Below are 14,282 nucleotides of genomic sequence, written 5' to 3'. Positions count from 1 at the left end.
AATCCCCACCAGAATACTGGTAGGGATTATCTTTCATCTGCAAGATCGGTCAAGTGCCCTTAAACGATCGGCATTGCGCTATAAATAGCGGGCCTTTTTATTTTAATGTGGCGGAGGGATAGGGATTTGAACCCAGGCTCTCGAATTAAATAGTTAAAATAGTCGTTTAAATTCATTTGGTTGCAGAGTTTTATATCTTCAAGCTCTGCAATTGCTAACTAAGATTGACTATATGATTGAAATGAAAAATTGTCAATTGAAGTTGGCGTTATCCATAATGCTACGACTAGGCTTTCAGTTTTGCTGATGCGTTAGAGATCTGATGATGTTAGATATTCACGTTCACGAACATCTTTATATTTGCGGGTATTGGTAACTTTCGAGTTTTCGGTGTTTGGGGTGGGTGTTCTTTAATCTTCTAAGTTGCTGATATTGCTCATTCGACTCTCCATAATTTTCGACATTATAGCCCAAAGCTGGAAAGATTTATACGGTGATGAAGATTGCTAGTAATGTGAACTGGTGTGGATATTGATAACTTTACAAGTTTCTTTACAGATTATCGGCTGTTTTGACCATGATTGGCTGTGATGATGGCAATGGTTCATAAACGGTGGTTTTCTTTACACAGTGATGATGGGTGGGAATTGCTAGTAATGTGAAATAAAAAGCTTACACCAGATTCAGTGTAAGCTTCGTTATATAACATGCTCTAGTGTGATAAATTTCGAACAGGGTACATCTTAAGTGCGGTATCTATATCTGCTATCAACCTCTTTAGCACCTTGTCATTGCAGGTGAAATGCATTTGATATTCAGCATCATCATTCAGGTTGTAATTAACTCCTTTTGGATGGCAATCATAATCCAAGCAAACGGCTAACCTACCATCATCAAGGTACTCAAATGCAATCTCGTGCTCAGTGAATGATAGTCTATTAGGGTGAGAGTCCGCATCATTTATGCTGGATAACCACTCCTGAATTTCTATCAATTCCATTGTGCGCAGAAAGCCCCCTGAAGCGCTCCACTTATCAGTGTTGTCAGTGCAGTCTATTTTCACACTCAACCAGTTTGAATCATCAGTATCTGTCGAGTTTTGAAATTCGTAACCCAAAACCTCAAGTTTGAATGACGAATCCCTGCCTTTAATATGCATATTCTACCGCCTTAGCTTTTCCGGTCTAAAGGTTACTATGTTATTGGTTTTCGGGTTTACAATAGCCTCTAACCCTCTATAACTGAAGCCTATTTCACCTCTGCCAGCGTCAAACCTTGCGCCCTTGTTGAAAACTTTTGATATATCATTCAGGTTACCGAAACCCAAATCCCGAGTTCTCGAGTGTTTAAGTCGGTTGATTGCGTGATTCGACAGTGTGAAACCAGTACCATCAAACGCCTTGGTTAGGTCTTGATGAGTTAGGTCTTGGAGGTTTCTATTTTGCACTAACCCTTTAAAATTGACCGAGTCGGGTAGGTTATCACCTTGCCTCAGTACCTTGAGTGATGCTTCACCAAAATCTGCAATATCGCCAGCTTTTGCTAGCCCTTTTGCACCAAAGAAGCCAAGTACCGCATACCCAGCCTCTTCCCAGCGACTAAGTTTTTCTCCAGTGATTAGGTCCTCACCAGTGAATACTTGTGCACCCCCCTTAACACCACCAACGACAGGAGCAACATCCAAGCCAAGTGATAATCCTTGCTGCCCTAACGATGGGTCCTGATTTACATTGGTACCACTATCCTTAATACCAATACTATTTTGCTTACCGACATCGGACTTGAAGCGCCCTGTGTTATTAGTAAAGGCCATTGCATCTTTGACATCGCCCTTACCTCCAGAAGTTACGTAAGTCGTACCATTACTGTCTTTACCAACTGTACCAACTCTTTTGCCATCAGCATCTGTAATAGCTTTTGTCTCACCGCTCTTCAAACTACCAGAGCAGTCAGACATGTTGTCTTCAGCCTGACAATACCCCGTCGGATCTGTCCCACTCATCGGGTTATTCAAAATATACGAATACGGGTTGGCGCTCTGGCTATTTTCTGGGAACTGCAAAAACGGGTCAACACTTAAAAAACGGCCGATGTTGAAATCGTATATCCGCCCGTTCATATGAATGAGCTCTTGGTCAATCAAATGCTCGTGATTTGTATAACCCTTAGTGACACCTTGCCAATTAGTTCCAGATAATAATGTATTACCAGATGCAATATCTCTTGGGCGACCAAATACATCATAACCACGGTGTTGTAGTACTGCTCCAGTTCTGGCATCCATCAAGGTATCTACACTGCCTAAATGGTCGCGCAGTACGTGCTGGAACGGTGATTGATTACCTAAGCTGCCCACATGGGCTTTCATCTTAATGGTGTGGTCACCAATATAGGTTTTATCTACCGTACTGCTTAAGGTCACTTCACGCTCAAAACTGCCCACATAATACGTGGTCGATACCACACTACCGTTTTGCTGCTTAACCTGTTTATAGCGGTTACCATTCGCATCGTAACTGAATATACTTTTTACATTATTGCGGTCAACCGTTAACGGCTTGTTTTGGTCGTTATAGCTTAACGTTATCCCGTCACCCGTGAGCCTGTTACCGTTATTATCATAGGTAAAGTTTTGGGTGCCATTACGAATAAACTGCCTAATGGCGTTAGGGCCTGCATTACCGCCAGCACCTTTTCCTACACTAACGTAAAGATACTGACTACCGTAATCGCCTTTAACAAGGATATTACCTGCGGCGTCATAGTCGTAGTTACGATGAAATAATTATGGGTGATGTCCTAATTATTGGGCTAGACTTCATAACCACATATCAAGATCGTTGGGACAGTCTTTCTGATATTTCCGTAGCCCTATTGCCCCAGTGCGAATCTGAAACTAACTCGCCAATTAATCGATCGCCCTCTTCTTTATTGTCAGTCATATTCAACAAGATGCCATGTGAAAGTTTCTCTGACGGCATATTAGGTCTAGTTTTATCAGATATACCAAGAAGGTCGCCCACGCTTTCAATTTCATCAAAAAAAGGCAGGCAATGTTTCAAGAATATAACATCAAGTTCTTTCCAAATTTTTTCGATATCTTCTTCAGTGTTAATTTGCCACCACTGATCACGGCGTTTTGGATCAAACCCAGAAAGTAAATACCCCAATCTAAATCGAGGATAACAATTTTCTTCTTTTACAAACTGAGGAACTTCCTTATTCCAAAAGATCTGCCACAGCTCATTGATAAAAACGCCGATATTAATAGTAAATAATTCTGTACCATCTACACGTGCTTTAGTTGATTGGATATCAATTACATGAACAACGCCATTAATTTCTCTATTCCACGTAGAGCCTTTTTTCTTAAATCCTAGTCGTTTAAGAAAGGGCGCAATGTACAATTTAATAAGCTCTTTAATCACCGATATTTCCTTAATCGTAAGTTAATAATCGTCCTTTCTTACCCGTTACCTGCTCATACCGCTTGAGCTGGCGTCTACCGGCTTTAATTCCTGAAGGTGTATTAGGTTTATATTCTATTGGGCGTCCGCTAGGAGTTAAGGCGTCAGGGATATGCACCCTTCCATTTGCATCTACAATTCGTGGTTTACTTACCCAGCCTTGATCGCGTTTTGCTTCTACTATTGCGTCAAAAGCGTCGTGAGCTGCTCTTCCTCGAGCCGCAGCAGCCGATTCACCGCCAGCACCACTTACAAATTGACCCTTTTCATTAATAGGCTGTCCAGCGCTATTAATTCTTCCCTTTGTAACATCAGGAAGCCTAGCAACCTTAAGTTTACGCTCAATATAGGCTTCAGTTCCAACTTTTCCTGCTACAACAGCTGCGCTTGTTAGATCACCTGTTTTTTGATATTCCTCATAACCTGCTTCTAATGCATCTATTCCAGACTTAATTCCATCAACAGTTTGCCCAATGGGTGTTAGCGAAAGCGCACCAGTCATATCTCCTTTATTCGCAGAGCTATAACCAGCGATAAAACTTGACGAATTTCCATAGCTAGTAGAACTATCCTTAATACCAATACTATTTTGCTTACCGACATCAGACTTGAAGCGCCCAGTGTTATTAGTAAAAGCCATTGCATCTTTGACATCGCCCTTACCTCCAGAAGTTACGTAAGTCGTACCATTACTGTCTTTACCAACTGTACCAACTCTTTTGCCATCAGCATCTGTAATAGCTTTTGTCTCACCGCTCTTCAAACTACCAGAGCAGTCAGACATGTTGTCTTCAGCCTGACAATAACCCGTCGGATCTGTCCCACTCATCGGGTTATTCAAAATATACGAATACGGGTTAGCGCTTTGACTATTCTCTGGGAACTGCAAAAACGGGTCAACACTTAAAAAACGGCCAACGTTGAAATCGTATATCCGCCCGTTCATGTGAATAAGCTCTTGGTCAATCAAATGCTCATGGTCTGTATAGCCTTTAGTGACGCCTTGCCAGCTACTTAATAACGCATTACCTGATGCAATGTCTCTTGGGCGACCAAATACATCATAACCACGGTGCTGCAGTACTGCTCCGGTTTTGGCATCCATCAATGTATCGACACTGCCTAAATGGTCGCGCAGTACGTGCTGGAACAGTGATTGATTACCTAAGCTGCCCACATGGGCTTTCATCTTAATGGTGTGGTCACCAATGTAGGTTTTATCTACCGTACTGCTTAGGGTTACTTCACGCTCAAAACTGCCCAAACAAAAACGATGCCACCCATTTCTTGAACAAATAACATAACTCGTTTTCATGGCTTTGGCGAGGGTTACGAACGATGTGCTCAGCTCATCAATTTTTATCGATATGACTAACATATTATCGTTAAATTAGTGGTTTATTCATCATTTGTAGAATTCAACACATCAGAAAAACTTGATAGCTATCAAGTATTAGAAGAATTGAAATTTGATTGGGGATGATGACTTAAGCGCACAGCCAGCGCTGACAATTTGCCGCGCCTTGTCGTCGTTTTCGGTCCAAATGCTCACAGTATTCGGTTAAGGCAGGTAATGCGCCGACAGCGCCTTTAAATAATGCACCAAATTCTGTAGTGATTTTAAGCCAATTCTCTGCGGGGATGTTTAGCCTATTCAGTATGTCCTGACTGCTTGAGCTAATAGCACCACGCTTATCTTCTCGAATAATCCGACCGGTATCTTCAACCAGTACAATGTAATCTTTTACGCTGAACATGAGTCCGTTAGGCATATTGAGTCTTTCATTTCCCACAAACGGTAATAGCTCGGGTGGTTGCTCACCTTTCATTGCTGAATTTATTCGACGTTGAATACTGGTGTAATCTGAGGTTTCAGGGGTTGTGGCCATCTTGGCTCTGACTGGGTTTAAATCTACATAGGCCATACAGGCTAATACTGCAGCTTCATCGAGTAGTGCTTGAGATTTGAAGCGCCCTTCCCAGAAACGACCAGTGCACTTATCTTCTTTATTGGCCATTCTGGCTATAGGCTCACTGAGTGAGCGCATAAACCAACTGATATCAATTAAGCGTTTACGGTATTCAGTAATGCATTCATTAACCGTTTGAAGTTCAAACTGGTTAAGGTCTTCCTCTTTAAGGTATTTGTGCGTGAGTAACGTACCTTTAAAGCCCTTGTGCCATTGAGTGAGCACTTCTTTATCTGACCACTGTTTTGCTTTATCAGCATCAACTTTTAACACCACATGTAAGTGATTACTCATCACGGCATAAGCACAAATGTCGATGGCAAAAATGGTCGCTAACTCAAGAATGCGTGAATCAACCCATTCTCGGCGATGCTCAAAGTTCTCACCTGTGGATTTATCAAAACCGCAAAGAAATGCCTTACGCACCACACGAGAGCAGCAGTGATAGTAAGGCGTATCTTCCAGGCTAACGATCGTCTGTCTTGGTCTGGCCATCTTCAAGTACCGTTTGTGAAAGGGTAAATAAAGCGTAGTTCAGCGCTCAATATTTAGTCAACAATCTTGGGTGTCTTAATTATTGGTTTGAAAAAAGTCAATAATTATGAGCCTTTAAAAGCACTAATTTGTGCATCTAAAACTTTAATCATAATGGCGTATAAATGAACGCCTCTGATTAAACTCCACGAGCCCGAACAGCAAAAAAGGAAGGGAAACCTAATCCGCATGGGTGTTTCAATTTACCGGCGCAGTGGTACGGATTTCATTAGGGGCGCAGCTTGGCTCTTAAGTCCGCTGCTGTATAAACATCTGGGCATTACAAACCGCTTCTAGCGGTAAACGAGCCGCATAAAAGCAACGATAAGAGTGAGAATGTTGTACAGAAAACTAGGCCAAAAAGTCTTTGGTGAGCAGACTATTGCTGAGACTCACCAGGAGCGGGATTGTCCATATATATCCTATTTATTAATCATCAGTGATTGAATTCTATTTAGTAGCGCCTTCATTGCACTCCCCGCCGTACCCACAAGTTCCAATCAAAAACTGGAAAGGAAGATCCTGATTGATGTCAACAGATTTTGCAAAAGCAATAACACCACTATATCTACTAAAAAGCAAAACCCCACCATGCTCTAACGTGTTTTTTCTTTGATAAGTTATTCTGTACACATCTTTGAAAAGTGCATTAAAAATTTTTAAATCTCTGCCTTTATCTATTATGATCAGCTTTTCATCATCATCAATATAATATTTTTGCTTATACCAAACATCTACGGCCATCTTTTCTTTCAATTCATTGTTTTTTTCAAGCCTATCATATTCATCCAAACTTTCTTTGCTCACCCTAAAAGAAGAAAACCTAATCAATCTTAAACTCAAAGTATCTGAATTATAAAATGTTGAACATTCATGATCTTCAGTTTGAGTAAAACCATCTTTACTGATAATGCAGCCTCCTACTTCATTATCAACACTTAGTTTATATTCAATACCTGAGATTAAATCTTGATATATGTATTCACTGCTGAATGCACTTTCATGCACAATAAATAGTACAATGCACATTAGTAACCTTTGCTTTTTGCCCATGTAACCCCCGTATATTCTGCAAAATCCTCAAGATATGTTTTCCGACCTGCGCTAATTGCCATCATGAACCTTTCAGGTGACCCCATACCCTGTGCCATTAGGGCCATTTCACTATGACCATTTTTAAGATTAAAATAAGAATACATATTTGTATGAGCAAACTCATGACCAAGCGTCTGATAACAATTAGCCGAATCTAAGCAAGCCGCGGCTGAAATTTCAATACTTGCGCTCCAGCTACTCCGATGGTTCTTAGGTGTGGTAAGACCCCAAACTTCTTTACCCTCATGATACAGTCTTCCTTCTTCGAAGCTTACGTCAGCTGCGTCTACATGCATCACTTCACCATCTACTGCTGAGCCAAAATAGCCATTTGTATAGTCTTTTAAAACTGCTGACTTAGCCTTTAAGAAATTAGCTTTAGATACAGCAATTTGATCTTTTGTTAATTCTTGTTGGTTGGTTGCTTCACGGCCTTTGGCCTCAAATTCCCCATTCATTGCGGCTCTAAGTGCAGCACTAAATGCCCAAGTCTGCGCTCCATTAGCAAACTTACCGCCTGTGACTTTAGACACCGATCCACCAATAACAGCGGATACAATAACATTTGCATATGCATTACCCGTTTTTATTCGACCTCCAACAGCGGCACCTAACCCCGCAGACCAGAAGCCATGTCCGAAGTTACCACCTTGTGCTTTACTAGCTAGTCCACCAATAACTCCAGCAGCCAAAAAGCCTTCTGCACCGGGAGTGATGGCTGAAACGATTCCTGACGTAAATGCTGCCTTTAAACTACCCGTTACAGCATAAGCAGAAGCTGCTGCATACACAGCGCTACACCAACCTTGACAGCCGGGTATCAAGTTCAATACCACATGAACAGCCATATTTAAGATAGGAACCTTTGCAATTGAACGCAGTAACTTTTTAAAGAAATACCCACTTGGATCTGTCATCGACATTGGGTTATTTCGAACATAAGCATATCGATTATAACTTTGAGAATCAGTCGGGGCTTGCACAAACGGATCAGCCTGCAAAAATCTACCCAAGGTTGAGTCGTAAATACGCCCACCCATATGAATAATATCTAAGTCTTTTATATGCTTATGGCCTGTATATCCTCTGTCCGTTGGCTCGCTGTAGGTATAATTTGATAATAAACTTGCCAAATAGACAGCGGTACGTTTACCCCAAGGGTCGTAAATCGCTTGCGATACCACTGCGCCACTGGCATTGGTTGTGGCGATGACTGAGCCTTGATGGTCTTTGTGTAGATAAAAAGTATCACTTGAACCATTGCTTCGTTGGGTATAGACAATGTCGCCAACATAAAACTTATGCTCGGTTAATGGACCTGCGCCACCCGTACGATATACCTTTTCATAATTACCTAAATAGGTTGTCTGATAAGTGACATTTTTGCCATTTTCTACATACGTATCCGTTTTAAAAATAAGCTCACGTTCAGGCCCATATTTCATGGTAGAACTGCTGCCAGCTTTCGTGATTAATGTTGGCTTGTCGTAACTGCCATAAGTAAAGGTACGCGTGCCATCGGTTTCACTATTGCCGTTGGCATCATAGAAAAACTTATACAATTGCGCTCCAGAGGCTGATTTGACCTCATTAAGCTGGTGCGGTTTAGTTGCATAGTAGGTGTAATTGCCCACCCCCGTTTTAAATTTAATATTACCCCAGTCATCATAATTATAATCTTGATAAGTTTTAAAATTAGCAGGCAAGATAGCACTGCCAGTGGCAATACTAATCGTGCGGTCTTCTAAACGGTTTGTCAGGTAGTCATAGCCATAGGTTTCTGTAAAGTCGGTAATGCCTCCAGGAATTGAACCAAATTTAGTCCAGCGACTGGTTACGTTGCCGATATCATCATGCACGACATCAGTGTAAGCAAGCTGAGCACTACCCTTTTTAACGTCAATACTTGATAACCAGCCAGTGTCATCTTCAAACATCGCTGTGGTAGTCACATTATTACCGTAAGTGACTTCGTCGACTTGGTTTCGCGCGGTCATTGAGTCAACACGTTTTAATAATGCACCTGTCACATTATTGCGCACCTCTGTAAGATACCCTGTTGTGGTTGAGTAGTGATTCTTAACTGAAAACGCCGCAGTACCTGTAGGGTAAGTGGTAATACTTGGGCGGCTGTAGCTATCGTAAGTTTGGCTTTGTGTGAACGTATTCCCATCTATTAAGGTTGTTGTGGTTTTAACTAAGCCATCTGGATAATAAGTAAAGCTATTTTTATACGTTGGATTGCCAGTAGCACACGTTGCAACTGCTGCATCAAATTTTTCGACTGAAAGCAGTCTGCCTTTATCGGTCGCTGTACCATAATTCCAACAAAGCGTGCCTTCTGATGGCTCATAGCTTTTTATTTTGCGTCCAAGTAAGTCATATGAAAAAGTGAAGGTATGGCCTCTAGCGGTCTCCTGGGTCATTAACTCACCAAAAGCATTATAGGTGTACTTCCATAGGCCTTTTGACGGGTCATTGGTGGAGAGTTTCCTGCCCCAGTCATCATAAGTCACGGTGACAATGTAATTACTGCCTTCTCCGGTTGTGTCTGTAGTCACAACATTGCCTTGAGCATCATAAGTAAAAGACACTGTATTACCGATTGCATCTTCAGTATAAGCCGTTTCACCAAAACCATTTTGATATACGCTTGTCGTTATACCGACTTCATTAGTGGTTCGACTTTCAAAGCCAAATAATTCATTTGTGACTGTTTTGCCATTGGGCTTTGTAACGGTATTAGGTCGATTTAATTCATCGTATTCAAATAGTGTAAAACCAGTTGAGTTTGGCTCATACACCATTTTTTCTCGGCCTTGCTCATCGTACTCTTTGATGACCTTGTTCCAGCCACCGCTAAAGCTTGTGGTTTGCGCGATAACCTCGCGCCCCCATTTATCAAAATACACTTCCTGGGTGGGATTTCCGGTTACCGTTGTTCTAACGTAGTAATAAGCATTACTAGAGCAGCTACTGCAAAAAGCTTGAGTAACGGTTGTTGTTTTTGCGTCAGGATGGTCAATGGTTTTTAGTCGGCCTAAATCATCAAAATATTCTATTTTTGCGACATTATTGGCATCGGTAGTTTTTATTGAAGTGATGACACCTGTTACAGAGTCTGCATCAACATTGTTATACTTAAAACTGGTTCTAAACCCCATCGCATCATCTGTGTAACTCAGGTAACGCCCTTTAGCACCATAATTGCTACTCGTACTGCGAGTAATATTTGTGCCTGTTGCTGTGCTATAACCCGTTACTGCTTCAGAGGTTTTATTTCCCCAGACATCATACCCATAAGTGGTTGTGAGTTTAGTGGCTGCTTGATTAGGTGATAATGTGCTCGATTTCAACATCAAATTTGAATAGTAATCAAATGTTGTTTCTCGGACATGTGTTTTAGGGTCGCCTGTTCGTGTTTTTGTGACAACAGAAGAAGCTAAACGGCCATATCGTTCCCAGTCACCTGAACCATAGGTATTAACATTGTTGGTAGTGAGTACGTCATTGGAGTATTCATCAGAAATTTCAATGTTACTTTCAAGTAAGTTACCCCAGTCATCATATTGATTGGTCGTGAGCGTTACGCTTGACAGTGTGCTACTCAGATTACTGTCTAGTATGTAACTTTCTTCTTCTGAAGATGCAATATAAGGTGAAATACCACCATTAGCGGTTTGGATGACATCTAGCGTGTTACTCGCCCTTGAAAGCATCTGAGTATCAAGCATTTGAATGGTTTCAATAGGCATGCCTGCATGGGCAAACGTTAATTCACCATGCTCTTGACTGTATTTGGTTTCGGTCACAACATTGGTTTGGTTATCGATGGTTTTTAACATCTGAAAGCCTAATAAACCACGGCCCTTTTTATGGATAAGAAAACCACCGTATTGATAGTTGACCGATACTTTGCCATCAACACCAATATTGCTTTGTGTTTCTACTTTACTGACGAGTTGCATACCTGAGTGAGGTGAGAACGTATCTGTTGTTGTGTCTGCATCTGAGAAATTGGTCACATACACGGATGAGTCTGTCATCGGTTTGTAGGTCACCGTTGTCGCAACACCAAAGCCATTGGTAATGGTATTGATGGCGAACTCTTTAATCCCTTTACGGTTATAGTATTTTTTCCAACTGCTGCCTGTTGAAGTCAGTAGGTTTAATTTACCATCGCCATCCGTATCACCAAAACGAACCGTAGCATTGGCGTCAAAATCCATAAAGCCACGGCTCTCAAATGAAATCCATTCACCCGAATTTGTGGGGCGAGAGAAGAAAATAGCCCAATTAGACGTGGAAGTTGCATGTAACACGTCCGCGCGGCCGTCATTGTTTAAATCAACAAATTGGTCAAGGTATTTTTTAGTACTCGATGTAGCTAACCCCGCGTCTCTAGACGCTAAGAATTCAATACCGTTAGAGAGTCGATACCACCATTTATCGCCACTGACAAATAACAAATCACTCAAGCCGTCACCATTTAAATCGGCTATACGGAAGGTGTCTTCATAGTTACCAAGGGTCTGCTGTAAGGTTAAGACCGGATTTGCCATGGTGCCTGATGCAACAAAAAGCATATGTTTTGTTGAAGTACTGCTGGTCCAAGTGCCAGCCCAATCTCTTTGACATTCATCTCTAGTGCGAATAGAAGCATTTAATACACCACGAACATAACAACCGGATGTTGTCGACGTCACTTTCATCACAAGGTCTGAGCGGCCATCACCATTAACATCAACGGCGCTGGCAGATTTCATATCAGCAGTTTGAGATTGCACTCCCATATTTAGCTCAACAGATGCAACGGTATCCGTAAAGGTATAGAGGGGTTTATTTGCAGTAAAAGTTCCATTGCCATTGTTTACATGGGCCTTAATCGTATTGCCCGTTCGAAAAACAATGTCTTCATTGCCATCACCATTGACATCCATAACTTGCGCACCGTTCTCAAGCCCGGTGGCGACGACATTAAGGTTGGTTAACGTGTATTCAGAGGTTATAATTTTAGTAACACATTGCTCCCACTTAGCACATGCCTCAACACTTTCGCTAGCCTGAAATGATAATGCATGCCAATTTGCTGTTGCAGAGTTGGCAACAAGTAAATCCCTTACACCATCACCGTTATAATCAATATTAAGTGCATATTCCTTTTTTGATGTACCAATCGATGTCATCGTTTTGGTGGAAGTAAAGTAAGGGCCGAGCTTCACAGCCCACGAACTACCACTGACGTAAACAATATCTTGATACCCATCACCATTGACGTCAAAAACTTGAGAAGTACTAACGTTGGCAGATCCACTCGCAACAGAGGTGGGATTCTCAAATGGCTTAAAATCAGTTGATGTGGGTACATCATGACAAAAGTCAGGCCCAGCAGGCTCTGACTTACACAGATATTGCATGCTACTGCTAGATAGATTGGGGCGTTGCCAACCAAACGTTGTTTTGGGTAAGCAATTACCAAAGTCAGTATCATTATCGGGACATTCTTGAACGGATGTTAATAAGGTGCGCTCTTCTATAAAATTACTGTTCTCATAGTTCAAAAAGTAAGAACGGTAGTTGCTACCGTCAACCGATGAGTCAATACGCTTTAGTATTTTGTTATGCTTTGCAATAGCCCCCGCTTGATAACCTAAAAAACCCTTACCGTAGTCTTCGTAAACAAATTTAACTTTATTGAAAGCAGTACTGTCGCCCAATTTTGCTGAGTACTGAATGCTATCAATGTAAAATGTCCCATTCGCTTTACTGTTGTTGTAATTAAACAGAATATAGTTATCTTTAATATCTTTGATGACTTTAACAGCCCATGTTTTTGCCATTCCAGTCTTATTGCTTGGCTCAACAAATGCGTCCGCTTGATTTGTACTGACAAGACCCGTTAAACCGGGATTACCATAATAATAAGTTTCACCGGCTTTCGTTTTGACTTCAAAATAACTAGGCCCATTAGCTTGGCTACCGCCCATAGCGGTAACAATTGAGAAGTCATCAATTTCTTTAATGTAAGTTGAATAAGGTGCACCGTAGGTACCCGCAAGCAATATCAATCGTTGACCATCAAGACAAAACCTATCACTACTGGTAAAATTTACACCTGTAATCGCATTGTCATTAATTGGCGTTTGTGGGCAGCGAGAAACGGCTGAAATACCGCCAACACTCCAACCAATACCTACAGGGCCATCTTGAAGGTTATTACTTGAATAGTTTAACGACACTTGCGGCGTTACGCCTGCTCGACCTTCAGGTATGTTAATGGGTACTGAGTATGTGGCGGCACCACTCTCATCAACCCTAAACTCACCTGAAGACAACCCTACAACTTCGGCCTTCGAAGATGCACTTACTCCAAAAATAATGAGCATTATTGGAAGCAATAATTTATGGCGAGACATGAGGCATCCTTACTTTCACGTAATAATAAAGGTTGATAATTGGAATTTAAAAGGGGGTAAGGGCTACATCGATACGTTCAATGCACTCTTGTAGCTCAAAGACAAATACAGCACTGCCTGGACCGTGTTCAACATCTTTCCTTGTTAGCTCATAAGACCGACCTGAGTTAACAGCGGAAACAATTAACTGACCAACGTTCGATTCGACTAAATCATACTCAACAGAAATGGCAACTTCACCGGAATAAGGGCAGCCGTCATAACTGGTGTTGTTTAATACATCGAAAGATACAGATTGATTAGCTGCAATAGCTGGCAAGCCTACAAAATAAAAAAACACCAAACCTATGTTCAATCTTCTTAATGTAGGGGGAAACAACCTTTTGTGCATATATTGAAATCCATTTGCAAGCTAAAGTTGCTGATACTAGAATTTGAAGAAAATATGCCCAATTTTACATTCTGTCAACATAATAAAATCAACTTTTCAAAATTATTTTTTAACCACTAATCGAAGATAAAATCGGAGCGTTATCAATGATCGAGTTCTAGGTGAGTCACCATTAAGTTTTGTCGTTTTGCTATTGGTTGTAATTAAATTTAATCGCCACATGCTCATGCTTTTTCTTTGTAGTGTTGTCTTGATACATGGGTAAAACTGAGGGATCATCAAATTGATTATTAACTTCATTAGACCTAATTGTTACTCATAACCGATTAGGGTTATTGAAGTATTTCAGCTAATTCAATGCTGTTGTCTTTAGGGTTCAAAGGGGGCTCCCCTTGCCCGAGTTTATCTC

General features: G+C 41.3%; 8 protein-coding genes. All 8 read right to left on the bottom strand.

The annotated features are described in order from the left end of the window. Nucleotides 1–712: 712 nt before the first annotated feature. The 8 genes from AAEY98_RS20035 to AAEY98_RS20000 all read right to left on the bottom strand — a co-directional run bounded on the left by AAEY98_RS20035 (nt 713) and on the right by AAEY98_RS20000 (nt 13,873). On the bottom strand, nt 713–1,159 hold the full coding sequence (locus tag AAEY98_RS20035; RefSeq protein ID WP_351019121.1) for a WapI family immunity protein: 447 nt from the start codon (nt 1,157–1,159) through the stop codon (nt 713–715). A 3-nt stretch (nt 1,160–1,162) separates the two neighbouring features. Then, complete coding sequence (locus tag AAEY98_RS20030) at nt 1,163–2,464, bottom strand: RHS repeat-associated core domain-containing protein (RefSeq protein ID WP_351019118.1); 1,302 nt, start codon at nt 2,462–2,464, stop codon at nt 1,163–1,165. A gap of 367 nt (nt 2,465–2,831) precedes the next feature. Continuing rightward, nucleotides 2,832–3,428: a DUF4304 domain-containing protein gene (locus tag AAEY98_RS20025; RefSeq protein ID WP_188927288.1), complete on the bottom strand. Its 597-nt coding sequence runs from the start codon at nt 3,426–3,428 to the stop codon at nt 2,832–2,834. 10 nt (nt 3,429–3,438) lie between these two features. Further along, nucleotides 3,439–4,845 (bottom strand): RHS repeat-associated core domain-containing protein, encoded by a 1,407-nt coding sequence (locus tag AAEY98_RS20020; protein ID WP_351019114.1) that lies wholly within the window; start codon nt 4,843–4,845, stop codon nt 3,439–3,441. Between the two features lie 109 nt (nt 4,846–4,954). Next, nucleotides 4,955–5,932, bottom strand: coding sequence for a transposase (locus AAEY98_RS20015; RefSeq protein WP_351019111.1), 978 nt, complete (start codon nt 5,930–5,932; stop codon nt 4,955–4,957). Between the two features lie 489 nt (nt 5,933–6,421). Beyond that, nucleotides 6,422–7,024 carry a hypothetical protein gene (locus AAEY98_RS20010; RefSeq protein WP_351019108.1) on the bottom strand — a complete coding sequence of 201 codons (603 nt, stop codon included), beginning with the start codon at nt 7,022–7,024 and terminating at the stop codon, nt 6,422–6,424. Continuing rightward, the gene (locus tag AAEY98_RS20005) at nt 7,000–13,482 is read right to left on the bottom strand and encodes an FG-GAP-like repeat-containing protein (RefSeq protein WP_351019105.1); all 6,483 of its coding nucleotides are present in this window, start codon (nt 13,480–13,482) and stop codon (nt 7,000–7,002) included. The genes AAEY98_RS20010 and AAEY98_RS20005 overlap by 25 nt, the downstream gene beginning before the upstream one ends. A gap of 46 nt (nt 13,483–13,528) precedes the next feature. Then, entirely contained in the window at nt 13,529–13,873 is a 345-nt protein-coding gene (locus tag AAEY98_RS20000; protein ID WP_351019102.1) for a hypothetical protein, read from the bottom strand. Between the last annotated feature and the right edge of the window lie 409 nt (nt 13,874–14,282).

It is taken from the genome of Shewanella sp. AC91-MNA-CIBAN-0169 (assembly GCF_040310165.1).
In the GTDB taxonomy this organism is placed as follows: Bacteria; Pseudomonadota; Gammaproteobacteria; order Enterobacterales; family Shewanellaceae; genus Shewanella.
The sequence above is the reverse complement of the archived record's forward strand: the minus strand, read 5'-3'. Positions and strand labels throughout refer to the sequence as shown.

What these genes read in the sequence shown, in the direction of transcription:
- AAEY98_RS20035 (WP_351019121.1), bottom strand. Translation starts at nt 1,159, where the DNA reads ATGCATATTAAAGGCAGGGATTCGTCATTCAAACTTGAGGTTTTGGGT.
- AAEY98_RS20020 (WP_351019114.1), bottom strand. Translation starts at nt 4,845, where the DNA reads ATGTTAGTCATATCGATAAAAATTGATGAGCTGAGCACATCGTTCGTA.
- AAEY98_RS20015 (WP_351019111.1), bottom strand. Translation starts at nt 5,932, where the DNA reads ATGGCCAGACCAAGACAGACGATCGTTAGCCTGGAAGATACGCCTTAC.
- AAEY98_RS20010 (WP_351019108.1), bottom strand. Translation starts at nt 7,024, where the DNA reads ATGGGCAAAAAGCAAAGGTTACTAATGTGCATTGTACTATTTATTGTG.
- AAEY98_RS20005 (WP_351019105.1), bottom strand. Translation starts at nt 13,482, where the DNA reads ATGTCTCGCCATAAATTATTGCTTCCAATAATGCTCATTATTTTTGGA.
- AAEY98_RS20000 (WP_351019102.1), bottom strand. Translation starts at nt 13,873, where the DNA reads ATGCACAAAAGGTTGTTTCCCCCTACATTAAGAAGATTGAACATAGGT.